We start from the raw sequence: 24,263 nt of genomic DNA on the forward strand, positions 1-24,263 counted from the left end.
GCCGGCGAACCTCCTCACCCGACGAGGGACCTCCTCGGGGTGTGCCTGGCTCTGGCACTTGCGGCCCTGACACTCGTGCTCTCGGAGGCGCGCTCGGTCGCCGACTCTGTCCCGTCTCACCAGGCGCTCACCGTCTGCGACGGTCTCCGCTAACCCGTCACAACGACGTCCGGGACGCCGAATGCATGAGGTGTGGCACTTGGTCTCGGCGATCTCCAGTGCCGAGGGATCGGGCTCTGACGAGCGCTGCCTGGTAGCTCGACAGGGCGCCGAGCCGGTGCCTTCATGTCGGTCAGGTGCGACGACGACGTGTCCCTCAAGGTGGCCTCAGGGACAGGTCGCCACCCCGGATGCGACGCAACCGAACAGGCAGCTCATGGCTGGGCCAACCGGGTTGCCCCCACCGGTACACGGTTTGGGGCCAGGGCGGCTGGTCGCGAGCTGCTCGGAAGGCCACCATGGCCGAGTCCTGACAACGAGGGCTTGTCAAGGAGGACGACATGACCACCACGGCGCCCGTGCCGGGAGCTCAGATGTCTCAGGAGCGCATGGACGAGCTCGTCGACGGCCACTACAGAGCGGAGGAGACCGGCGATCTGGCCGCGCTCGTTGCGGGCTTTCAGCCCGATGCCGAGCACGACGTCGTCGGGCGCCCCGGCCCGACGCTGCACGGTACGACAGAGATCGAGCAGTTCTACCGCGCGCTGTTCGCTGACTTGCGGATCGATCGCTTCGAACCCGTCCGCCGTCGGTACGGCGCCGACCACGTAGTTGACGAGTCGGTCCTGCACGCCACCGCGGTGGGGCACCCATTCGGTATGGACGGGCAGGGCCGACCGGTGCACACCCGCTTCTTGCACGTCTTCGACTTCCGCGATGGCCTGATCAGCCGGGAGAGCGCCTGGATCGATCTTGCCGCGATCCAACAGCAGTTGAGCCCCTAGCCGGTGATGCGGCCGGCACATGTCGTCCTGCCGAGTAGACGCAGGGCGAGGATCCCGCCGTGTCCGGTGGGCGCAGTGCCAGGGGAGCCTGCAGGTCGCTGCTGTGTCCCTAATGGGACTGCACCCGCGGCAGGATCGGGTGTCCGAGCCGCCGGCGGATGAGCACTGCTTGTCCCGGGTCCGTTGGTCGAGGCCCACACTCAGACCGTGCCTCCGCCGGTGCGCGAGGAGCAGATGGCCGGTGGGATGGCGTGCCGGCGCACCAGGCGGCGGCTATCCACCAGCCGGAGTCGCCTCAGCGCCCGTCGGCGTCTCGCCGATCCGGTTCGTCCCTCCCAGGGGACGTCGGGCGGCGCGGCGGAGTAGCCGCTCGGCGCGATCGGCAAGGTGTCCACCGCAAGCCCGGCATCGGGAACGGCCGCCTCATGGACCGGCGGCGTGCCGACGGTTGATCCGCACGATGGGCAGAACTGGGCAGCGGGGGTCAGCGCCGCGCCGCACGACGAACAGAACCGAGCCCGCATCACTCACCCCGTGCATCGACGCCCGTTCGCCCCGACCTCACGGACAGCGGCCAACCGACGAGTCATGAAAGGTCGCGCGTCCGTCGCGAACGCGTCTACTGCTCGGTGCTGTCGTCGCGACCCTCCCCTCCTCCGTAACGCCCGACGACGGGCTGCGGCAGGAGGCCGAGATCGAGCCACCGATCAGCCGCATCTCCAGCGCGTTCCTATGCCGCTCTGTTCTCGCCCGCCGGAACGCTGACTCTGCGGTGTCCCAACTCGCGCCTGAGGAGTGACCAGCCGACGACGGCGACGAGCGATCCGAGCACGCTGAGAGCGAGCGCGCCCCACGGCGGCGGACTGGTGACCATCACCGGCTGCGCCTGCAGCAGATAGTCGCCCTCCTGGGTGAAGCCGGCCGCATAGACAATGTGGTCGCCCTCGTATCCCTCGGGGACGTCGACGGTGATGCGGTAGCTGCCGTCGTCACCAGCGGGGGCCACGGCCAGGGTGTGCAGCGTGCTCCCGATCCCGATACGGACCGAAGCACCGGGCGCATAGCCGCTGCCTTGCACGATGACTGGACGTCCCGCAGATACGGGCGCCGTGGACTGAACGTCCTGGAGGTCGAGGCGTGGGGTGCCAGCGGCTGCGCCGTCCATCCTCTCCTGCACGGAGCCCACGGCGTTGCCCAGCCGGATGAGCAGTGAGGACCGCACGGTGGGGGTGCTGTCCTCGACCGTTGGCGGGTCGACGCGGGCCGACCAGCGCAGGAGCGCGGCGGCGATGGCGCGGTAGCCCTCGGTGTTGGGGTGCACCAGCTCCTGGGTCTCGGCGCCCCAGGCGGTCGGTCGTAGGGACCCCGCCCAGACCAGCCACGGGTCCCCGTCGCACAGTGTGTGGTCGGGCTCGAGGGCGGTCTCCACGTCGCTGGCGTAGTAGAGCCGGTTCTCGTACCCGTCGGCGCGGACGGTCTCCACTGCTGCGGCGATGTGCCGGTTCAGCTCGGTCTGCAGCCAGCGGATCATCCCCAGCTCGGAGGGGGACACGCCGGGCAGCCCGGCGTTGCAGCGGAAGTGGCCGCGGTCGGACAGCGGCACGGGGTTGACGTAGGGCAGGACGATGACCGGCGCCCGCCCGGTGTCGGCCAGGACGTCCTCGTAGTAGCCGACGAGGTTCGTCTCCAGGGAGCCGAGCTGCGCCTGCCAGACCTTCGGCAGCGCCCCCTGGCAGTCGTCGATGAGCAGGAGCTCGCCGACCGCTGGGCCGCCACACAGAAGCGCGCTGTCGCAGTCGGTGCCGGCGGCGCAGTTCGTGATGATGTCGGCGAACCCCATGTCGTTGCCGCCCATGGTGAGCAAGACGAGGTCGACCGTGTCCACGTCGTCGAGTTGGTCCTGCTGGCTGGGCAGCGGACCTCCGTTGACGGTCCGGCCCTTCTGGCCGGCGTAGTGGTCGTTGATGATGGCGCCGGAACAGGCGAGGTTGTCCACCCGATCGGCGCCGAACAGCTGGACGGCATAGGTGTGGCGGCTGCGGTGGCAGCCCTTGGCGGCGCCGCCGGCTGCATCCTCGTAGTCGCCGGCGCCCTCACCGGCGGAGTAGGAGTCACCGAGGACGACGACGTGGTCGGCGTCGCGGAACAGCTGCCCGCCGAGGGCGAGGTCGATCCCGCCGACCAAGGCGATCTGACCGCTGTCCTCCTCGGGGAGGGCGCCGTCGCTGATGGCACGGACGACATAGGCGAGGACGCCCTCGGCGCGGGTGAGGGTCGTGTGTACGGTCCAGGAGACGATGCGGTGGCCGCCGGGTTCCAGATTGCCCAGCAGCTGCATCGGCGCGGTCACCGCGGGCGCGCCGCCGCTGGCCCGAGGGTCGAAGCGCAGGTCGACGCGGACATCGGTGACGATCTGCGCCGTGGGGTTGGAGATCGTGGCTCGCACGGTGAGCGCCGACTGTGCCTCGGGGTTGAACGTCTCGGCGGTGTCGAGCTCGATGTCGACGGCGGGGGCGCTGAGCCGGCCGAGGCGCTCGGCCAGGTCGTCGGCGTTGGCGGCGGTCGTGTACGTGCCCCCGGTGGCGTTCGACAGGCAGGTGAGCTCCTGTTGCGCCGGGTCGTCGGCGGCGATGCTGAAGCCGACAGTGTGGATGGTGACCTGCAGGCCTTCGCGAATCAGGTCACGGGCGACCGGGCACGGGTCGGCGCAGGTGCTCTGCCCGTCGGAGACCACGATGATGGTGGCGGTGTCGAGCTGATCGGCGATGAGTCCGTCGCCGGCCGCGCGCAGCGCCTCGGCGGTGGGGGTGCCGCCCTGGGGGGTCAGGCCTCGGATCACGGCGCTCATGCCGGCTGTCTCGCGGCGGGTGACCTCGAACTCCTCGTGTCCCGTGCCGCAGTCGCCGCCGTCGGCCGGGTAGGTGCGCAAGCCGATGTCGGCTCGGAGCGGCAGGCTGGTGAGCAGTCGGAGCAGCCCGGTCTTGGCGCCCTCGATCTTGGCTACGCCGTTCGGGTCGTCGTCGGCCATGGAGCCCGAGGTGTCCACGAGCAGCAGGATCGGCTGAACTCCGGCGGTGGGCAGGGGGTCACTGGGGGCGGACGACGCCGGCGGGGCGGGGATGACGACGACCCCGGTGGCGAGGGCGAGCGCGATGAGGCCGAGTGAGAGCAGGCGGAGGGCGCTCACTGGCCGGCCAAGGTGGTGATGGCGTCGGGGGAGCCGACGATCCGGGCGTCACCGAAGGCGAGCTGACCGGAGCCCTCGCCGCTGGAGGCGTACTGCAGGTCCAGCCGGAGGACGCCGCCGATCGGCACCGAGAGCGGTTGCGACTGTCCATAGCGGACGTCGAGGCGGGCGAGGACCCGTCCGTCGCCGAGGACGGTGAGCGTGGCCGCGGCGTCGGTGTCGCTGGAGTCGCTGAGGCCGACGACCGCGTCGAGAGTGGTTCCGAGGCGGTTGGTCAGGTAGGTCGTCGTTCGGGGGCTGGTGGCACTGCCGGGGGTGCAGACGAGGGCGTGGTCGTACTGGTTGCCGTTGACACCGGTCTCGCCGTCGTTGCACGTCCCCTCTTCGGCCTCGAGGTCGGCGAGGAAGACGCTGTCGGCGGGGGCGGCGACGGTGACGGTGACCGAGCCGGTGAACGGGCTGCCGGCGGGCGGGTCGACGGCGAGGACGGTGCCTTCGATGGCCGCGGGGTCGTAGCGTTGCTGCTGCTGGAAGGTCGCGCCGAGCTGGAGTAGCGCGCGCCGGGCGTCGTCGGCTGTGTGGCCGATGAGATCCGGGATGCTGCCGGGGACGGCGACGAAGAGGGTCACCTGGGCGACGTCCTCGCTACCGCCGACGGGGTCCTGAGTGACCACCGTGCCTGCGGGCAGAGCGGAGGCGGCGTTCTGGACGGCGACGATGTCGAGTGGGAAGCCGGCGTCCGTGATGGCCTGTTGTGCGTCGACGAGGAGGAGTCCCCGGACGTCGGGAAGCACAACGAGATCGCCATCGGCGACGCTGGGAGCCCCGATGACCTCGACGGTGGTGTTGCCGGCGGCACCGTCGACCGAGCGGCTGCCGGCCACCCAGCCGACGCCGAGCCCGGTGCCGAAAATGCCGAGGACCAGCAAGATGACCCCGGTGACGCCGACGCGCCACCGGTTCCGTCGTGCCCTTGGCTTCCTGACCGGTGGGTCGAGGTCGGCGCGAGCACCGCTGGTCACGGATGACCGGCCGTCCGGGCTGATCGACATCTGAGCTTCGAGGGCACGGTCTGGCGCCGGGGGAGCCGATGACAGGCCGCCACCTGTGGTCCGTGGTTCGTCGGCGTCAGTCGGCTGCAGCAGGAAGGGACCGCCCGACGGCGGCGCCCCGGGGGTGGCGGGTGAGGGTTCAGCCTGCAGCTGCCCAGTCTGCGCAGGCGCGGCGAGCGCGACGCCGCAGACCTCACAGAAGCGCGCTTCGGGCGCCTGTGGGTGACCGCAGTGGGCGTAGCGGGTCATGCGGCCTCCTGGGCTGGGGCTCGGCGACGGCTCCGGGACTTCGCGCCGAGCGGGCGATCTCGACCTGATCCCGCGGCTGGATGCTCGCCGTGACCGACAGGACTCGGCGTTGTCCGTCCAGGCACAAGGCGTCCAGGACATGAGGCGCCCAAGAGTCCTCGCGCTCGGCGACAGGATGGTCGATCCGCCGTCCGGGATGGCCGCGCCCGGACCACGCACATCCGAGTCACCGGAAGTGGTGATCGAGACGGGCTCGTCCTCGTCGGCCAGTACACGAAGGTGCCGTTGCTGCGATCGAGCACAGGACGACAGCGGTCACCAGGCACGTTCGCCGTCCCTGAGCCGTCCAGTGCGATCGGCTGACGACGTCGCGGCCGCCGTTGTCATCGGGGACCTGATGCGACTGGCCCGCGGCGGTGGCGTGACCGCCGCCGCGCTGCAGTCTTCGCAGGATCGACCTCCGGGTACATGGAGCAGGCCACGGTGCGCAGGAGGCCATGGTGGTGCTCCTTGAACTCGCCGCGAGGTGGTCGGTACGGCGCGGAGGCCGCTGATGGTCGGCCTAGACGGGAGGAGGCTCGTACGGGCGCCACTGCGGCGACGTGCTCGGCGGCGCGTTGGGCGGGGGAGTTCCGTGCGCGGGCGGATGAGTGCCGCCGACAGGAGACGGCCCGGCGTAGCCGCGCGCCAGGGCATCCGCCGTTCCGAACCGACGGCGGACGAAGGAGACGAACCCCACGGGGGCGTGGGTCGCCAGCACGGGCGCGAGCAGGCCTGCGACAGCTCCCCAGACGGCGAAGACGAAACCGGCGAGGAACGGGTTGAAGGTGGCCGTGCCGCCGGCGGAGCCGGTCGCCCCGGCGGCGCTGCCCTCGGAGGAGACGGAGATCCGGAGCAGCAGCGCCGCGGCGAACGCGATGGCGGCGAGCGCCGCAGCGAACCGCAGACCCTCGCGCCGCGCGTCCGGGACGGAGTCCTGCCGGACGGCCAGCGCCATGGCGACGACGAGCGCGACCACGAGCAGGACGACGGGGGCGAGCCAGAACCACGCGCTGACGTCGGTGATGGTGGTCAGGTCGATGCTCTGCGAGGCGGTGCGCTGGAAGCCACCGAGCACGCTGGTCGCCAGCCCGCCCTCCATGGTCAGAGGTACGCCGCCCGACCACAGGACGCCGGCGAGGACGCCGTTGCCGGCTCCCAGCGTGGCGCCGCCGAGCAGCGCCAGCCGTTCGTCCTGTTGGAGCAGCCCGAGCAGGAGGGTGACGGCGAGGACGACGCCACCCGTAGCGAGCACGCACGCGGCTCCGCCGAGCGGCGCGCGCACCGCCTCGCGGACCCGTTGCAGGCGCGGGGGCAGCACGGTCCGACGGGAGAGCAGGCTGGCCAGACCCAGGGTCGCCACCGCGAAGAGGAACGCTCCGAGAAGGGAGGACCACACCGAGACGCCGAACTGTCCGACGAGGTTCAGTGCCGCGCCGTCGTCGGACCGGTATCGGGTGAGCAACGAGAGTGGGAGGAAGAGGGCGGTGAAGGCAAGCACAGTGCGGGCGGCCTGCACGAGAACGTCCCGCAGGGCCGTCGTACTCGAGGCCCGCAGGCGCAGGGTGAAGGCCCAGCCGAGGGTGCCGAGCCCGGCGAACGTCACGTTGAGCGGGAGCAGGCCCAGACTGATCGAACCCTCGGCGGCGTCGGCCGCCGAGGCGCTGAGGTAGGGATCGCCGCCGACGGCGCTGCAGACGGCCGCGAGCACCAGGGCGAAGGTCCCGCGAAACCCTGCTCCAACCTCGGTGACGATCAGCATGCCGATCAGCGCGACGCCGGTCATGACCCCGACGGCTGCAGCGGCCGCCGCCAGCGCGCCGGGCCAGTCACCGGCTCCGAACCCGTCCGCGATCGACTTCCCCGAGCGGCTGCCGGACCCGGACGCGCCCGTCCCCCACGGGGTACCGGACGGGGCGCCGTAGCCGCCAACGGGCGGACCGGCCGGCGGCGTCCACGAGTAGGGCGGAGGCGCGGGCTGCGCCGGTGGCTCGGCGGGATGGCCGCTCGGCGTACTCGGGGGCGGGCTCGGCGGGGCGTCGGAACCGGGGACGACGTGAAGCGCGGCCGGCAGCGGTTCCCCCACGCGCGCGCCGCAGGCTGCGCAGAACTGCGCGCCGGGAACCACCGCCGCACCGCAAGCGGAACAGAACCGAGCCGGCATGGTGTCCCCCCGTGAACTGACGCCCGCGCGGGCGACGGAAGGAGAGTAAAGAGAACCGTGGCGTTGCGGAAGGACCTCAGGCTCCGCCCGGGTCGCCGTCGGGCCGTCGCTCGTCACGAGCAGAGGAGGGGCGTCGCCGCTGGAGGTACAGGGCCGCGGCCGCTCCGGCGGTCACCCCGCCCCCCACGATCAGTGCGGGCGCCGTCGGGTCGGTGTCCCGGACGTCGGTCGTTGCGGTCGTGTCGGTCGTTGCGGTCGTGTCGGTCGGCGCCGGCGTGGACGTCGGCTGCGCGCTGGGCGAAGCGCCCGATGCCGGTGCGGTCTCCTGCGGCTGCGGCGGGGGGGCCGTCGAGGCGGCACCGAGCAGCGCCGTCACCTCGGCGGGGAAGGTGTTCCGCACGAGGGCGTAAGCGGCGTCGCCGGGGCAGGTCGTCGAGGACATGTCCCGGTGGCCGGCGATGGTGGCAGAGGTCACCGGGGTGCCCGCCGGCCATCGGTTGGATCCGCGGGAGACGAACGTCGTCGTCGCCCCGGGACTGGGGTCGACCTGGTAGCGCTCGGCCAGTGTCGCCAGCAGGGCCACCATGGCCTGCCGGGCTTCCGCGGTGGGGGGCTCGACCGTGTGGTCCCCGATGAAACAGCACAGCTGAGCAAATCCCTGGCTCCCGCCGGTGGCATCGGGCTGCACCGGCCCGGCGAGGCTCCCGGCCCGCCCCTCCCAGGCCGTGCCGTACCGGTCGATGAAGAAGTTGTAGGCGACGTCCGGCCAGTTCTTGTCGGGACCGGTGTGGAATGAGTAGAAGCCGCGGATCAGGGCCGGGACGTCGTCGGGGCCGTACTCGTTACCGGAGGCAGTGTGGTGGACCAGCAGGAAGCGGACGTCCCCCGGTTGCTCCTGCAGGAGCGGCCCGACCGGGAGCAGGCCCTGGGCCCAATCCTCCCTGGGACGGACGATCAGCCGGTCGGCGGGCAGGGGCTGGGCGCCGGCGACGTCGCCGAGGACAGCGGCCATCGGGATCGCCAGGGCGATGGCCGAGGAGCGGCGGACGAACGCGCGGCGGGTCAGGTTCGGCGTCGGATGCGGTTCGCCCGCCGCTGATCCCTGGTTGCCCTCGGCGTGGCTCAGCACTGCCAGAGCTGTTCGGGCGGCGTGACGTTGTCCAGCCGCTTCACGTAGGCGCCGCCGCCGATGCCGTCGCGCGCAGTGCAGGCGGCGGATTGATCTGGGAAGTAGCCGACGTAGGCGGCGAAGATGATGCCGCCGTCATCCAGTCGCTGACGCAGCGACGAGCAGCTGCCCTCGGTGAGCAGGTAGTCCGAGCCTGGTTGCGTCTCGAGCAGCTGATCGATGTCGTCGGCGTAGCGGCCAGGAGTGGTTGCCGCGCCGAGGAACACCACCCATTGACCGTTGCAGGCGGGTTGGGAGATGGGCGTCGGCAAGCCGAGATCTCCACGCGACGGAGTCGGTGATGCCGACACGGTTGGGGAAGGGGTTCGGCTGGGGGCGTCTGTCGAAGGCTCGGTGGAACTCGAGGATGTCGCGGCGGACGGAGCATCGAGCTGCGGGGTCGTCGCGGCCGACGGGTCGGCGGTCGCGGCGACGTCGGAGGTCGAGTCCCGCGAACTCACGAACACCGCGATGACGGCGACGACGGCCACCGCCGCAGCGACCGCCAACCAGGGCAGGACGCCGTGCCGTCGGGTCGGGGGAGTGCTTGCGTCGAGTCGGCGGACCCAGGGAGCGCGTGGCGGTCCGGCCGGGGCCCCGGAGGCTGTCGGCCCCGACGGGACGGGTTCCCAGGGGCTGTCGGTGGCCGCCGCGCCGGACCGGGACGCCGGCGGCGGAACCGGGGCTGCCCCACCGGCTTTGGTCAACGAGACCCTCGGCGGCGGTTCGACCGTGGAGCCGGTCGGCCCGGCCGTTGCTGAGCCCCCCGGGACGCCAGCACCGGAGACGACGCTCCGCTCAACCAGCGTCGGTGCACCGGCGGGCGTTCCGCACGATGCGCAGAACTGAGCCGACGGGTTCACCGCCGCACCGCAGGACGAACAGAACCGAGCCGTCATGGCACCCCCGGTGACCGGCGCCCGCTCGGCGCGACCTCTCGAAGGATAAAGAGAACGCTCCCGTAGCGGAAGAACATGAGGCGTGCCAAGCGCTCCGGACCGGAGCTCGGGTAGGCGCGTCACGGCACCGCCCACCTGGAGGTCGAGCCGGAGGTGTCGCCGAGAGGACCAAGGGCACGGGGTCGCACGCGGGAGAGGCGCGCTCAGTCATCGTCATCCCCGGCGACTGACATCAGCAGCCGGTTTCCATGCGCGTTGCCGGCGATGCCGACCCCGGCTAGCTCGACGCGCTCATCGGCACTGCCGACGCCGGCACTCCCACCAGCGGCGCGCCCGCGGAGTTCCTCGGCGAGTGGTACGCGCACGGCGCACAGCTGACCATCCACGACGTCGGAGGCGTGCAGACCCACGGCTCCACCTGCGGGGCCGGCCGTCGAGGAGTGGTGCAACGACATCGAGCAGTTCACCTACACGGTCGGCGGGTCCACACTCAACGCCACGATCACCGCGCTCTGTCACCGACACCGAGGGCACCGACCGCGCCGCCGAGTACCCTCCCTTCCACGACGTCGGCCATGAGTTCACGCTGGAGCTCTACGCGCCGCACGTACCGGCCAAGACCCGGTCGATGATCCCTCCATCAGTCCCACGTACTGGTGCCAGGAGGGCGCGTCGCCGGAGGACGCGTTCGACTGCGGCCAGTGATCGAGCCCGGTGACCGGGGCGGTAACTGGGAACGGGCGCGCCTCCGCTGAGACACCCGGCTGGCTGCCGGCAGACGTGCAAGATGCATTTCGGAGAAACCTCCGGGGTCAAGAAGTCTGGCGCGTTGCCGGCGGCGGACGGGGTGTCCCGCGACATTGCAGTGGAGCGGGTGACCGGGATCGAACCGGCATGGCCAGCTTGGAAGGCTTGGGACTCCTAGCGCCATCTTCGCTGGTCAGGGCTAAGTCGGGCGGATGCCGTGCCTTCCGCGTGCCTTCTCGCGCCACTTATGGTGGCCGGAGGAGCGGCTCCTCGCTGTCGCTCGGCCCCGTTGCCGTTCGAGTGCCGTGGTTCACGGAAGCGACGGCGGCGCCGTTGGGACGCGGCCCGCGTACCGCGGCAGTGACGGGATCGCCCCCGTTCAGTTGACTGCCAGACGGTCTCCTGCCCGCCGGACGACCGCGGCCGGCGCCCGCGAGCGGCGCAAAGGCTTCACCGAGGCTGACTAGGCCCGCCTGCTGGATGCTCGGCGGCGCAAATCCTGCTGGTCTGGGACGGCCGCCGGTGAAGAACTGGCTGCTCATCACCCCCTGACGGTGCGGGACCTGCACCTTCGCGGCGTCTTCGTTCCGGTCAGTCCCGGGATGTGCCCGGCACCTGAGTACGGCTTGGGTACCAGCGTGACTTCGGTGCGGGCGCGATGGCTGGCGCCGGAGGCGCATCCCGGCTCAGGCAGTCAGCGCCCGAACCCGTTGACCGTCGTCGGGCGGGAACGGGACCCTGGGTGCCCTTCTGGGCGCCGAGGGGGAGCGGTCGTGTCGGAGACGGGTGAGCCGGACGCGCATGAGCCGCCTGCCGGGTCGGTGGGGTTGGCGGACTTCCTGACCGATCTGCGGGCGGAGCTCGCGGTCGCGCAGCAGCGGGCGGAGGGCTCCTCGCTGAAGCTCGGGGTCGAGGAGGTGTCTGTCGCGCTGGAGGTGGCGGTCACTACGGAACGGCGCGGCGGTGGGTCGGGCAAGGTCAGCGCGAAGTTCTGGGTCCTGAACGCCGAGGTCAGCGGCAGCGGGGAGCTGTCCTCGCAGCGGGTGCGCACTCAGACGCTCACGTTGACGCTCAGGCCGCGCATCGAACAGGTCACCTACGACGCGAAGGGGCAGGTGCGTCAGGTGACCACCCGCAGCGTCGATGTGGCCGGTGCGGTCGTGGCGGGGGAGGAGGCCCCGGTGCTGCGGCCGGCCACCGGCCAACGCGACTCTGAGCCCCAGGGCGCCGGCGGCTGATACCTGGTAGGCGACGGTGACTCATCCGGTGCGTGAGCGGGTCGCGGAGCTGCTCGTCGAGCGGACCGGCCAGCCGCTAGAGCGGGGCTCGGGCTATCTGGTCGCGTCGGGTTGGGTGCTGACCGCCGCGCACGTGGTCGCCGACGCGGAGACGATCGGCGTGTGGCTGGGCGCGCCCACCGAGCTTACCTCCGAGGCCCAAATGGCAGTGGCGCCGGGGGCGGTGCTGCTGGTGCCGGAGGCGGATCTGGCACTGGTGCCGGTGGCGGCACAGTCGGTGGAGCGGGTGCTGTTCGGTCGGCTGGACCGGGCCACGGTCGAGCCGCTGCCGGCGGTCGCCGCCGGTTTTCCGCGGCACAAGCTGCGAACGGCCCCTGGTAGGCCCGGCGTGCTGCTCCGCGAGTTGCGCCAAGCACAAGGAAGCGTCGTGGCTGGGTCGAATGCCAAGACTGGGACGCTGGAGTTCGCCGTGCACAGCCCGCCACCCGACGACCCGCAGCGGAGGCATTCACCGTGGGAGGGCATGTCCGGGGCCGGGGTCTTCACTACGGAGGGCCGGCTGTTCGGCGTGGTCGGGCAGCACCACCCCGAGGAGGGCGCCGGGACGCTCACCCTCCTCGACGTGGCGCCCCTGCTCGACGCCCCGGCGGAGACCGTGGCCGCGTGGCGGCGGGCGCTGCCCCAGCTGCCCGCCCCCGGCCAGCAGCTCGACTGTGTCAACCCGCCGACCGCCCGCGACCTCGTCGTCGCGAAGGCCCAAGTGGCCGCGGTCGCGGTCAGACCGGAGGTGCTGGTCGGCCGGGAGCGGGAGCTGGTGGACTTGGCCGAGTTTTGCCACGGACCGCAGCGATGGCGCTGGATCCAAGCCGAGGCCTTCGCCGGCAAGACCGCGCTGCTGGCCACCTTCGTTCTGCATCCCCCGGGCGACGTCGACGTGGCCGCCTGCTTCCTGCGCCGCACAACCGGTCAGGCCAGCGCCGACTACGCCCTCGACGTGCTCTCGCGCCAGCTGGCGGTTCACGCACAGAAGCCGCAGCCGCCGTCGGCGCCTGTTGCGGAGCGCGTGGCGGAACTTCCCTTCCTGTTGCGCGACGCCGCCGGGGCCGCGCAGCAGCGCGGCCACCGCCTGCTCGTCCTCGTCGACGGGCTGGACGAGGACCAAACCGTCGAGTCCGGTCTCGCCGTCGCCCGCTGGCTGCCTGACGCAACCGCCTTGCCCGACAACGCCTGGTTGCTGGTCGCCAGCCGGGCCGGCGTGCCGCTCAAGCTGGATGGCAAGCACCCGCTGCGCCGGCACGCTTGGCCTCTTTCCGTGTCCCCGGTGGCGTCAAAAATTCGAGAAGCCGCCGAAGCGGAACTGGGATCCGCTCGCGAGGCCGCTGACCTCAACGGCGACCTCATCGGATTGCTGTCCATCGCCTCGGGCGGCCTGAGCAGCAGGGAGCTTGCCGAGCTAACACGTCGGTTCGGTCATCGGACGGTGACCGCAGTCAAAGTGAGGGACAGCCTGGGAAAGGCGCTTAGTCGCAGCTTGCGCACCGTTCCCGACGATGATGAGCCCGAGCAGACCGTGCATGTCTTCGCCCATGAGCTACTTCTGCAGGAGGCACGTGATCTCTTTCAGGACGACCTACCTGACTTCCAGCGGCTGATCGACGACTGGGCCGACGACTACGCCGCCCGAGGCTGGCCACCTGACACCCCCCGGTACCTCCTCGTCCCGTACGGGCAGCAACTCGCTCAGCTCGGCCCCATCGAACGGCTCGCGAGCTTGGCCGCCAATCCCACACGGCACGACCGCATGCTCATCCGCACAAACGTCGACGCCGCCGCCCTGGCCGAGATCGAGCAAGCTCAGCAGCTATTGGTCGACCGACCGGACCCCAACCTCACCGAACTGGCTCTCCTGGCCGTCGAGCGAGAGCGGCTCACGCAGCGCAACGAGGCGATCCCCCGCAACCTTCCAGCGCTGTGGGTTCGTCTGGGGCGCCCACACCGCGGCGTCAGGCTGGCCCAAGCGATCTCCTCTCGCTCTGCGCAAGCGCACGCACTGGCCGAGGCCGCCCGGGCCCTGGCCCAAACAGGGCACGCCGACCGTGCGGAGGAGGTGGCGGTGGCTGCCGAGGAGACCGCTCGCACCGTTCCTGACTACCGCGACCGGACCGGGGCGCTCGTCGCTGCCGCGCGAGGACTGGCCCTCGTCGGCCGTACCGACCGTGTCGAGCAGATCGTTGACACCATCTACCACACGCTTCACGACTCGCCCCTCACCGAAGGCTCCGACCTCAAGGCCGTCCGCGCGACTCAGGTCGCCCTCGCCGAAGTGCAGGCCGTCCTCGCCGACGCGCTGGCCTCCGCTGCCATCGGGGACCGCGCCGAGCAAATCCCCCACACCGTGCCAGACACAGATGACCAGGCCACGGCACAGATCGCCGGCGCCGAGGCGCTGATCGCAGCCGGCTACGCGGACCGAGCAGAGCAGATTGCCGGCTGGGTTCCCGACCCCGTCGAGCAGCGCGGGGCGCTCGCTGCCGTCACCGAAGCGCTGACAGATGTCGACCACGGCGACCGAGCCGAGCAAGTGGCGGCCGCGACCGAGGAGGTCGCCCGGGCCGTCCCCGACCCGGCCGCGCAGGCGCGAGTGCTGACGGTCCTTGCCGAAGCGCTGGTCGGGGCTGGCCGCACCGACCGAGCCGAGCAAGTGGCGGCCGCGGCCGAGAAAGTGGCCCGAACCGTTTCCGAGCCCGCCGCGCAGGCGCGAGTGCTGACGGTCCTTGCCGAAGCGCTGGTCGGGGCTGGCCGCACCGACCGAGCCGAGCAAGTGGCGGCCGCGGCCGAGAAGGTCGCCCGAACCGTGCCCGACCCCGCCGCGCAGGCAGGGCTGCTGGGCGCTGGCGCCACGCTGCTGGGCGCCGCGCGTTACGGCGACCGCGCCCAGCAGATGGCGATCGCCGCCGTGCAGATCGCCCGCACCATCCCCGACCACCTCAATCAGGGGTGGGCGATGGTCCGCGTCGTTAGTGCGCTAGCGGCCGTCGGCTACCCCGACCGCGCCGAGCAGATCGCCGGCACCATCCCCGACCGCCGCGTCCAGGCCAACATGCTGAGCAATGTCGCCCGAGCGCTGGCGACTGCGGGCCACGCCGACCGCGCCGAGTGCATCGCCCGCGCCATCCCCGACCCGAGCGACCGGGGCGCGGAGCTGGCCTTAGAACTGGCCGGCGTCGCCGAAGCACTGGCCGCCGCTGACCACGCCGAACGCGCCGTGCAGGTCGCTGTGGCGGCCGAGCAGGCCGCGATTTCGGACCCAAGCCCGCCGAGCTGGATACAGTCAGCCGTCGTTCGGGCGCTCGCGGCAGTGGGCCAACTCGACCGCGCCGAGCAAATGGCCCGCACCATCCCCGACCCGGGGGACCAGACCGAGGCGCTGCTCGATGTCGCCCGAGCGCTGAGGACCGGTGGCCACGCCGACCATGCCGCACAGGTGCTTTCCGCTGCCGAGCAGGCAGCCCGGAGAAGCGCCGAGCAGGCCGCCCAGAGAAGCTACGGCTATCCCTGGAGCGATCTGGCGACGCTCCACGTCGTAGAGGCGCTGGCAGCCGTCGGACAGTTCGACCGCGCCGAGCAGACTGCCCGGTCCATCCCCGAGCCCTACTGGCAGGCCACGGCGCTGAGCGCCGTTTCCACGGGGATGGCCGATGCCGGCCTGCCTGACCGCGCCGAGCAAACCGCCCGAAGCATTTCCGACCACCTCGGCCAGGCCAGGGCGCTGGCGCGTCTCGCGCGTGTGCTGGCTAGCGCTGGCCATGCCGACCGCGCCGCACAAATCGCCGCCGCCGCCCAGCAGACTGCCCGGTTCATCCCCGGCTCGACCGCGCAGGTCGAGGCGCTAGGGGCGGTGCTGGTGAATCTCGTGGATGGAGGCGAACAGATGGTGCCCACCGCCCAAGAGATCGCCCGCAGCATGCCCGGCCGGGCAGCACAGGCCGACGCCCTTGCTGTAGTCGCCAGAGTGCTGACGGGCCTCGCTGCCCTTCGGGCACCCCGGTCATTCGCACTCATCTTGGTGACGCCGCACTGGCTTGACGGATTGAAGTTGCTCGGCCGGGCAGACAGCGAAGCGCTTCTCGCAGTATCCGATGCGGTCCTGACTTGGGTTGCCTGAGAAGGGCACCTACGGGGTCATGGCCGGCGACCGGAAGCTCAAGCCCCACCTATGCGGCGACCAAGGGGGCCGCTCGCCTACGAGCCTGCTGATATTGGGGCTCGTCCGTCGGCAGAGTCGGCGGGACGATCGGGGTTATGCAGGGCACTTCCCCGGCCCAGCATGGGGTGATGGACGCCGAGTCGGCGCTGGAACGCCTGGTGCCTGCGGGCAGCGTGTATTCGTTCTTGGCCGAGCATCGACGGCAGCTGTTTCCGGATGCGGCGTTCGCCGATCTGTTCCCCTCACCGCTGGGCCTGCCCAGCGTGCACGCCGATGTGGTCGCCTCCGTCCTGGTGTTGCAGGCGCTGGAGGGGCTTTCGGATCAAGCGACCGACGAGCAGCATCAAATCAAGCCGGCCCCCGAGGGCTGAAGAGCTCCGGCGCCAGGTCCTCGGCCGACATCGGCCAGTGAATGACCCACGGTTTGTGTACGTCGACCACACGTTGGTGTAGTGGCTGTACGGAGTGGTTGGCCAGGGCGCCGTCGGATCGTCAATCGTGTAGCCGCAGGTGACCTGCCCGGCCGGACCGTCCATGCAGTCGACGTCGTGTGCGCCAGGAGGGATGACCCCGACGTTCGTAGCCAAAGCCTTCTCCTGTCCTAGAGGCTCCTCGCGTAACATGCCTTCTCTACTTCGGCCGGTTCCTAGGAAGCCTCAAGTCGGACGCCCCGATGGCCAACTTGTGAAGTGACCCCGCCGGCTGAACACTTCTTCGCCTGACTGGGGTCACTTCGAAGGACTGTCGTATGCGGGTAATCGAGGCGCTGTCCTGACCGCGTGTGTGCCACCATGGGATGAGCGTGCCGGCGGTCCCATGGGCAATCCGCGTTCGTGCGTGAAACATGATCGCCATGGCAACGAAGACTGTCGTCACCCTGGTCGATGACCTGACCGGCGAGCCGGCCGACACCACAGTGCGCTTCGGTCTGGATTCCCGCGAGTACGAGCTGGACCTCACCGAAGCCAATGCCTCGACCCTGCGGGACGCTTTCGCTCGCTACATCGCCGTCGCACGAAAGACCTCTGGCGGGCGTCGGACGCCGGGAACGGCCGAGAAGCCCGCCAAGCCTTTCAGCGGCTTCGACCCTGCCGCGGTTCGCGCCTGGGCCCCGGGTAACGGCTACACCGTGTCCACTCGTGGCCGCATCAAGGCCGAGGTTCTGGAGGCATTCCGCGCCGCCGGAAACTGAGCTCACCGGGACCACGCCGACGGGCCTAGGTTACCAGCGGGACGTCCGGTCTGGCGGGTGTCGTGCACTTGGCGCCGCTTCGACAGGAGGGCCAGGGCCTACGCAAGGCTGCGGCCGGCGCTGAGAGGACTCGCCGGCGGGTCGGCTCGGGAAACCGGTGGCGGTATCTGCGGTTTGGGTCATCGCCTCCGACCCTGCGACGGGGTCATGCTCGGCCGGCCTCGCTCCTGGCTCGAGGGCGATTCGGGACGACGGTGCGGATTGCGACGGTCGGCCTGGAGAACTTCGACGAGACCGACCCGGGGGAGCGCCCGACGCTGGACGAGCGGATCGCCTTAATCCGCTCGCCGATCGTTCGGCTGCCCGCCGACATCGTCTGCTTCCGAGAGGTCAACGGCCAGGAGCGCCCGGGACAACCGCGGGCGCTCATCACCCTGCGCCGCTGCTGGAGCAGACCGATCTCGACGGCGCAACCTCGCCAGCACCCACACCCAGGACGGCGCCGTCTTTCGACGAGCGAACCTGGTCGTGGCCACCCGGCACCCCATCGCCGCGCAGGAGCAGATCGGCAACAGGTTCATCGACCCGCCCCTCTACCGGGCGGCTGACGGCCCAGCCCCCCGGACGACCAGGCCCGGCCTTCGACGTCGAGCGGCCCATCTTGCAACGTGCAGATCGACGTCGCCGACGTGCTGCTGCACCTCATCGACGTGCACCTGAAGTCCAAGATCCCCACCGACATCCCCGGGCAGACGATCGACCATGTGGAGCGGGTGACGGGAATCGAACCCGCACAGTCAGCTTGGAAGGCTCGGGACTCCAATCGCCCTCTGTGCTGGTCAGCGCCATGTCGGGCGGAAGTCGTGCCTTCCGCGTGCCTCAGCGCCACAGATGGCGGCCGGGAGAGCGGCTCCTCGCTGTTGCTCGGACTGTTGCATCGCACCTGTGCTTCGGCGATCACTCCGCGTCTGGGGGAAGAATGCGCCGTAGATCGCCCGGTACATCTAACTTGTATCGCGCCGCATGACCTGCGACCTGGCTGCCGATTTGCGTGCGCAGTTCTCCCGATCGGTTCCCTATCTCCCAGGCCTCCGTATTTGATAGATTGGGCTCGTACCTATTCTGCGCGTTTTCTGGGACGGAGAGCTGCGTGGCGGTTATGAACTGTCGAGCTGCACCTCTCATGGTCCCGCCGTGAGCAGCACACACCCTAATCATTCACTCCCCGTGGCCGGAGTAGACGAGTGCGGCGAAGCGGTGGTCTGCCTCGTTGATGTCCATTCCACCGAGGATAGGCTCACTATCGATTGTGAGCTCGCCGTCAATCTGATAGCACATGATCGAGGTCTCGTCCGTGGCGTGTGTGCCGAGGATCGACGCCTCCTCGAGTGGCGTCAGCACCTGGTCGATGACCTCCTGCTCCGTCCAGCCCTGGGACGCCACGTAAGCCGCGATCACCTTCTCCCGGTCGAGCCGCTCGACCAGTTCGCGGCGCATATGCTCGTGAGGAAAGCCCAGCGTGTGCCCTGCCTCGTGCCGCACAACGCGGTCGAACTCGGTGTCGGTTGTCGACGCCGTGAACCCCTCAAAGTTCATCGTCGGTTCATCGTCAGGAATGAAGGCGACGTCGGTGCCCACGTACGACCAGTACCCTCCAAACCCGGGGAGGTCGGTGTTGGACAGGCGGCTGATGCGAACCACGGGGTCGGTCTCGACTTCGTGGAACCGAACACAAGCATCCCGGGCCCACGCGTTCAGGTGGAGCATAATCTTGTCCCGCAACTGCCGCGAGGGATTGTCGAGGAATCCCACGGTCAGGTCGACGCTCGGTCCCCACCACTTGTTGACCACGACGGCCAGTCGGTCTGCACCGCCGCCCTCGAGGTCGTCGATGCTGGTTCCTGCCGGCAGGTTCTTGGTGTAAACGGTGGCGGCGTACCGGGCGGCCTCCACCCGCTGGGCCTTCGGCAGGAGACGGGTGGTGCAGGTTCTCGTCCTGTTCATGAGTGCTTCCTCCTCGAGGCGGTGACGAGGTGGCAGCGAGCCGTGGCTGTAGGAACCGTCAGTTCCTGACCCACTGTCGGGACCCGTCAGTTCCTGACCCAGATGTCGGCGACGGCGGAGGTGTACTGCTCGAGCGGAGGCGGGCAGGGGGGCGACCCCAGATCCCGGTCGTGACCACCCCTGGCGAGTTGCATGAGCTCGGCGAAGCCGGTGTCCTGTCGCAGATGACTGAGGTCGACCCCGGAGACCGTGGTTCCGATCGCGACCAGCCGGTCCACCCCCACCTGCTGGCCTGCGGGCAGTGACACCGGGAACGGCGCGCCGAGGGAATTGCCGTACCAGAACCGTTCACGCGCGCGAGCCGGGACCTGACTAGTGCCGAGCAGGAAGACTCGGCCGCTGGGCGCGACGTCGATGAGCGTCACGTAGACGTCACGATCGGAGTGGTTGTGGACGGCGATGCAGATGAGGTCGCCCACGGTCAGTTCGTAGCGCGCCCGGTTGCTCCCGGTGACCTCCGGAAGTGACGCTGTCTGAGCGTCGGCCGCCGTCGGCCGGTGGTGATTGCAGCTGAGCACCGAGAGCTGCAGCATCCTCGGCAGGTCGCGACAGGCATGAGCCAGGCGCAACGGAGCGCTGTAGCGGTAGTAGTGCTCAGTGATCGGACGGAGCAGGTCGCCGTGCCTGTCGGGCACAGGCGGGAAGCGGGGCCCGTCTGGATCGTCGCCGTGGAGATCGTCAGCCAGAATCCATCCCTCCGGCCGCCGGTGCAGCTCCAGGTCGGCGTGGTGAGCATCGTCTACCACCTGGATGAACGGCGACTCACCAAGCGCGGCCGCCGCCTCGTCGACGTGCGGCCGAAGGCTCACCGTCAGTCGGGCGTCGGTGCCGGGAGCCACCAGTCGGCCTCGGGCGGCTTCAGGGAGGGTGAACGGGGCGACCGGGGTGCCGCTGCAACTAGCCCAGGTGGCCGAGTCGACCCGCAGCTCGCCGAGCCGGGCGCCTCTGTCGGCCGGGCTTCCCAGCGGAGCGAAGGTGACGGGCTCCGGGCCGTAGACGGCGATCCGGGCACCTTCGGTGACTCCGGCCAGGGTGCCGACGTCGAGTTGGAACCGATCGCCGTGCCGGCGGACGGCGAAACCGACGTCTCCTCTGTCATCGGGGTCCCCCCCGAACACCGCACGAGCGAATCCGGTCGAGAGCCAGGGCCGCTGCTGCGGGTTGCGCTTCACGACGGCCGCTTCGACCTGGCGCCAGACTTGCCCCCAGCGCAGCCGGGACAGGTCGCCTGGGTCGACGGCCAGGAGCCGCTCACAGAGCGACCGGGTCAGGTGACCCATCGTCCGCCCGTCGAGGTCGGCTTCCTTCGCCTTCTCGTCCGCCTGGCAGGCGGCCACGACCTGGCAGTTGTCGATCTGGGCCACCACGCCCTCGGCGACCCCTCGGGAGGTGGACTCGAGCCTGGCCTCCGTCCCGCGAATCGGACGGATCCCGGCCGTGGGCCAGAACCGGGTCGTGCCGGTCTCGAAGCTCAGCGCTCGGGTGGCTCCGGCCGAGCTGCAGCAGTCCAGCACCATCGTCGCCGAGAGGCACCGGGCTCCGATACGGGCTATCGCAGCGTTGAGCTCCCAGTCGGCCAGGACAACGGTGTCGGGGCCTCGTACCTTGTCCTTCGGCAGCAGGGCTTCACGTGGGAAGCGCCGGCCCTCGGCGTCCTCGAGAACGAGTTGCGTACCGTGGCCGGAGTAGTAGATGAAGACGCGGTCGGTCGGCGCCACCTCATCGCCCGCGAGCCGGTCAAGCGCTGCGGTGATGGCTGCCAGGGTGGGCAGGTGCCCCTCGATCCGTGTGTCGTGGTCGGCGCTGGAGCGCGGGCTCACCAGGCGCGTCACCCGCTCCGCAGGCACTCCGAGCCGATCTAGGAGGATGCCTTGGATCGCGTCGACATCATTGACGCAGCCCTGGAGCGAGCCGCCACCGTCGTAGGCGTCGATGCCAATCAGGAGCACATGCAGTTCGTCGGGGTTCATCGGTGAGCCGCCTTAATGATCGACTGAATCCACACTCCAAAGTTCGCAGAGTAGTGGCCGTCCTGCCCGTTCAGTCGAGGTACCTGATCGGCGCCACCGATGTGGAGGCCGATAACTTCTAGATGCTCGTCGAGAATCGGGCAGCCCGAGCTGCCCGGCTCGGAGGCCGCGGTGTGGTGGAGTCTAATTACCCTGTCGACCGGTTGCCCGTTCTCGTCGAAGATCGGTCGATCGTAGTCGAGCAGGAAGTTGTCGATCGTCCCGAAACGGATCCCGCCACCGTAGGGGTAGGAGATGGAGACGACCCGGGGACGGGAGGCGAACGAAAGCGGACTGGACAGGTCAATCTCCGGGAGCCCTGAGGCGATGGGTATTGGTCGAACAAAGTCCGGCAGGTCCGGGCCGAGACCGAGGATGGTGGCGTCGCACCCTCTGCCCCACGGCTCGGACTCCCACACGACGTCGGTCACTCGCAACGGGTCGGTTGCGGCTCCGCGGTCATCCATCCCTTCGAATGAGAGCAACACCTCCTCCGGGCTGACTCCGAAGCCGGCCGGCTCTTTCGATCCGACGACATGGGATGCCGTTAAGGCGTACATGCCCCTGTCCTCCGGACCGAACACGTCAACCCCGCTCACGATGTACGCCGTCCCGATCCCTCGACCGTCGGTCGTCACGACCTTGGCCACCGAAAAGAGACCGATGGCCACGAGCCCCTCGAGAAAGGCCGGGTGGACCATATTGCGGTAACCGAGGCCGGGTGGCTTGCGTGACCCGCCGATCGGTTCCACGGGTATTACCGTGGACCGGTCGTAGGGCCGGATGGGGATGACACTGACCTGCGCGTTGCTCGGCAACCCGGCCGACGCCAACGCTTGTTGGGCCTCCGCGGTGGCCCGAATCTGACTGATCCTGGCCCGCGCGTGGTCACTGTAGGTCGACGTCGGATGCTTCTGTATGAAGGAATCGAACACCGAGATGCTGTTGCTTGCGCTAATTGCCAGCCAAGCTGCTTCGTCTGAGTCCTGCCCCACCGACGTGGCCGGCGGGAGCGCCGCCTCCTGGGGGTTGATCACGAACTTTCGCCACAGTGACTGATGGAACCAGGGGCATTGGCGGTTGTTGGTGAGTTCCAGCACCTCTCTGGTCACATCGATCATCATGTCGGTGATCGATTCGTTCGGCCGACCCAGCCGGTTGAGCAGTGCCGTCGTGAACGGGCTGTGCTCTCCCGTGCCGTCATTAGCTGTTCTATTGGGGCTGGTGGCGTAGGCAATTAAGGTTCCATTCCGGGCGTCCACGTTGGCCAAGCCGGGTTTGAGGGGGAGCAGGTCTCGATGCTCAGCCCGCGTACTGTTCAGAATCCGATCGAGGAAGGGGCTGTCGCGGCAGCAGTCGAGAAAGACGATCGACGTACTCGCCGTCTCTTCAAAAAGCTCCAGGAACTGGTCGACGTCGATTCCGAACCGGGCGATATCGGCGGACCGTCTCATTCGAGCCTCGACTGGCACCAGGTAGTTCTTTCCTTGGTGCTGCAGCCCGTGGCCAGCGTAGAACAACAGCGAGACCGCGGCTTCCGGAAACCGATCTCGGAAGTTGTCCATGGTGGCGAAAATTTCGTCACGGCTGAGATCGCAGCCGAACACCGTCTCGAATCCGAATTCCTTGAGCCGACCGTCGATCGCCTGAGCGTCTCCCGTCGGGTTGTCCAGCCGACCCTCCTGGTAGGCGCCGTTGCCGATGACGATGGCCGACCGGAGCGAGTCCGACACGAGTTCCCTCCACATACCTCTTGAAGAGTTGCGACAGACCACCACCTGGACCGGCCGCCGGTCAATCACCCTTGCGCTGAGCTGACGTCCCCCGGCCGCGGCAGGCAGGCCCGTGGGTCCTCGACCTCGTCGACGGCGGCCGAGGCATGTGGCCGCGCTGAAGATCATGTCGGCTTGCTCGTCCGACGCAGCAGCGCAGACGACGGACTATGGCGGCGGTCTCAGCCGGTTCGGGCCCGGCCGGCCACCGGCCTGAACGGCGCCCCGGCTGGGTGGTCCACCGGGCTGACTCCTCGGTCCGTCGCGGGTGGGTGGGCGCTCCGGGGCCCGTGCAAGGGCGGCGGGTGGGACCGGGCGCTCCTAGGGAGGTGGCGGCTGGCGATCCACCGTGTCGCGCACGGGCTGGCGCCACACCTGGGCGCCGGTGCTCAGGTCGGCGGCGCGCAGCTGGAGCGGCTCCTGCTGCAGCTCCGGACCCTCCCGCCGCTCGTAGGGCAGTGTCTCGAAGACCATTCGTGTGCCGACGACCACGAACGGGACGAAACGCGTGTGCATGCGGAGTTCGCCGACCCGGCGACCGCTGTCCCGGTCGAAGACGGTCCACAGGTACTTGTCCCAGTCGGGGTCGTTCGCGATCCGGGTGCTGCTCAGCACGTGACGCCCGTCCGCGGACAGGAACTGCGGTTGCGGCACGCCGGGCAGGGCGGCGTCCGCCTCGAGGTCCGGAGCGGGAGCCGAGTCACCGGCGGTCACGGGGGGTGGGCCCGGCGCCGGCGCGTCTGGCTCCCCGGCGGTCACGGTTCCGGACAGGGGGTCGACTCGCGCTGTCCCCCGGACGACGGTCGCTCCACCGCCCGGTTCCCGTGTGTCCATCGCTCCGGCCGTGATCCTGCGCGGGCCGGCGACCGGAGGCGTCGCGGCCGAGACGGCGGGAGGTGCCTCACCGGGGAGCACCTCCATCGGCCCGTCGGCGACCCCCCGTGCGGGCTGCTCGACGAACTCCCACGAGACGACGGCTCCCTCGGGATCGGCCCGCGCGGAGGCGGTGAACGACCGGTTCAGCGACGGGGCGATCATCGGCTGCACGCCGGGGGGCAGCTCGATCACGGCTTCGCTGACCAGCGCACCTCCTCTGCTGGTGTCCAGCGTCACGATCCTCATCGCGTTGGCCGGGCTAGGTGTCTCGGCCTGGCTGATGAGCAGGGTGTCCGCGACGGCCAGCGGCTTGTCCGCTGCACTGCTGCGCCAGACCGGCGTGCCCTCGCCGAGATCGAGGGCGATGATCCCGCCGTCGGGGCTCATCAGGTACGCCTCCCGGCGGTCGGGATCGACGACGACACTGGGGCTGAGCTGGAAGCTGGGCACGGTTGC

15 protein-coding genes and 2 pseudogenes are annotated in these 24,263 nt (G+C 70.0%); 5 read left to right on the top strand and 12 right to left on the bottom strand.

The genetic code is table 11. From position 1 onward, the window contains the following. Window positions 1–500 precede the first annotated feature (500 nt). Window positions 501–944: a nuclear transport factor 2 family protein gene (locus ACI78U_RS06870; protein ID WP_456874541.1), complete on the top strand. Its 444-nt coding sequence runs from the start codon at window positions 501–503 to the stop codon at window positions 942–944. Between the two features lie 200 nt (window positions 945–1,144). Here the strand turns inward: ACI78U_RS06870 and ACI78U_RS06875 are convergent, their stop codons facing one another. From ACI78U_RS06875 to ACI78U_RS06910, 8 genes and pseudogenes are all read right to left on the bottom strand, one after another. Next, on the bottom strand, window positions 1,145–1,468 hold the full coding sequence (locus ACI78U_RS06875) for a zinc ribbon domain-containing protein (RefSeq protein ID WP_456874542.1): 324 nt from the start codon (window positions 1,466–1,468) through the stop codon (window positions 1,145–1,147). A gap of 206 nt (window positions 1,469–1,674) precedes the next feature. Continuing rightward, window positions 1,675–4,131, bottom strand: coding sequence for a GDSL-type esterase/lipase family protein (locus tag ACI78U_RS06880; RefSeq protein WP_456874543.1), 2,457 nt, complete (start codon window positions 4,129–4,131; stop codon window positions 1,675–1,677). Beyond that, window positions 4,128–5,432 (bottom strand): PASTA domain-containing protein, encoded by a 1,305-nt coding sequence (locus ACI78U_RS06885; protein WP_456874544.1) that lies wholly within the window; start codon window positions 5,430–5,432, stop codon window positions 4,128–4,130. The genes ACI78U_RS06880 and ACI78U_RS06885 overlap by 4 nt, the downstream gene beginning before the upstream one ends. 562 nt (window positions 5,433–5,994) lie before the next feature. Further along, on the bottom strand, window positions 5,995–7,635 hold the full coding sequence (locus tag ACI78U_RS06890; protein WP_456874583.1) for a streptophobe family protein: 1,641 nt from the start codon (window positions 7,633–7,635) through the stop codon (window positions 5,995–5,997). Between the two features lie 76 nt (window positions 7,636–7,711). Next, complete coding sequence (locus tag ACI78U_RS06895; RefSeq protein WP_456874545.1) at window positions 7,712–8,764, bottom strand: N-acetylmuramoyl-L-alanine amidase; 1,053 nt, start codon at window positions 8,762–8,764, stop codon at window positions 7,712–7,714. Then, on the bottom strand, window positions 8,758–9,294 hold the full coding sequence (locus ACI78U_RS06900) for a hypothetical protein (protein WP_456874584.1): 537 nt from the start codon (window positions 9,292–9,294) through the stop codon (window positions 8,758–8,760). Before ACI78U_RS06900 ends, ACI78U_RS06895 begins: the two co-directional genes overlap by 7 nt. 336 nt (window positions 9,295–9,630) lie before the next feature. Next, window positions 9,631–9,702 (bottom strand): annotated as a pseudogene (locus ACI78U_RS06905) (zinc-ribbon domain-containing protein); the annotation flags it as partial. 203 nt (window positions 9,703–9,905) lie between these two features. Next, entirely contained in the window at window positions 9,906–10,112 is a 207-nt protein-coding gene (locus ACI78U_RS06910; RefSeq protein ID WP_456874546.1) for a hypothetical protein, read from the bottom strand. Window positions 10,113–11,222: 1,110 nt separating this feature from the next. Between ACI78U_RS06910 and ACI78U_RS06915 the strand changes: the two genes are divergently transcribed. The 4 genes and pseudogenes from ACI78U_RS06915 to ACI78U_RS06930 all read left to right on the top strand — a co-directional run bounded on the left by ACI78U_RS06915 (window position 11,223) and on the right by ACI78U_RS06930 (window position 17,086). Then, window positions 11,223–11,687 carry a trypco2 family protein gene (locus ACI78U_RS06915; RefSeq protein ID WP_456874547.1) on the top strand — a complete coding sequence of 155 codons (465 nt, stop codon included), beginning with the start codon at window positions 11,223–11,225 and terminating at the stop codon, window positions 11,685–11,687. Between the two features lie 28 nt (window positions 11,688–11,715). Beyond that, window positions 11,716–15,852, top strand: coding sequence for a trypsin-like peptidase domain-containing protein (locus ACI78U_RS06920; RefSeq protein WP_456874548.1), 4,137 nt, complete (start codon window positions 11,716–11,718; stop codon window positions 15,850–15,852). Between the two features lie 137 nt (window positions 15,853–15,989). Then, window positions 15,990–16,226, top strand: a pseudogene (locus tag ACI78U_RS06925) (IS5/IS1182 family transposase); the annotation flags it as partial. Between the two features lie 521 nt (window positions 16,227–16,747). Beyond that, entirely contained in the window at window positions 16,748–17,086 is a 339-nt protein-coding gene (locus ACI78U_RS06930) for a histone-like nucleoid-structuring protein Lsr2 (protein ID WP_456874549.1), read from the top strand. A 1,218-nt stretch (window positions 17,087–18,304) separates the two neighbouring features. Here ACI78U_RS06930 and ACI78U_RS06935 read toward each other — a convergent pair. The 4 genes from ACI78U_RS06935 to ACI78U_RS06950 all read right to left on the bottom strand — a co-directional run bounded on the left by ACI78U_RS06935 (window position 18,305) and on the right by ACI78U_RS06950 (window position 24,257). After that, entirely contained in the window at window positions 18,305–19,090 is a 786-nt protein-coding gene (locus ACI78U_RS06935; RefSeq protein ID WP_456874550.1) for a M12 family metallopeptidase, read from the bottom strand. 86 nt (window positions 19,091–19,176) lie between these two features. Continuing rightward, complete coding sequence (locus tag ACI78U_RS06940; RefSeq protein ID WP_456874551.1) at window positions 19,177–21,120, bottom strand: caspase family protein; 1,944 nt, start codon at window positions 21,118–21,120, stop codon at window positions 19,177–19,179. Next, the gene (locus tag ACI78U_RS06945) at window positions 21,117–22,892 is read right to left on the bottom strand and encodes a caspase family protein (protein WP_456874552.1); all 1,776 of its coding nucleotides are present in this window, start codon (window positions 22,890–22,892) and stop codon (window positions 21,117–21,119) included. The genes ACI78U_RS06940 and ACI78U_RS06945 overlap by 4 nt, the downstream gene beginning before the upstream one ends. Window positions 22,893–23,252: 360 nt before the next feature. Then, window positions 23,253–24,257, bottom strand: a complete 1,005-nt coding sequence (locus ACI78U_RS06950; RefSeq protein WP_456874553.1) for a hypothetical protein — start codon at window positions 24,255–24,257, stop codon at window positions 23,253–23,255. Between the last annotated feature and the right edge of the window lie 6 nt (window positions 24,258–24,263).

The organism is Geodermatophilus sp. SYSU D00710 (assembly GCF_054050195.1).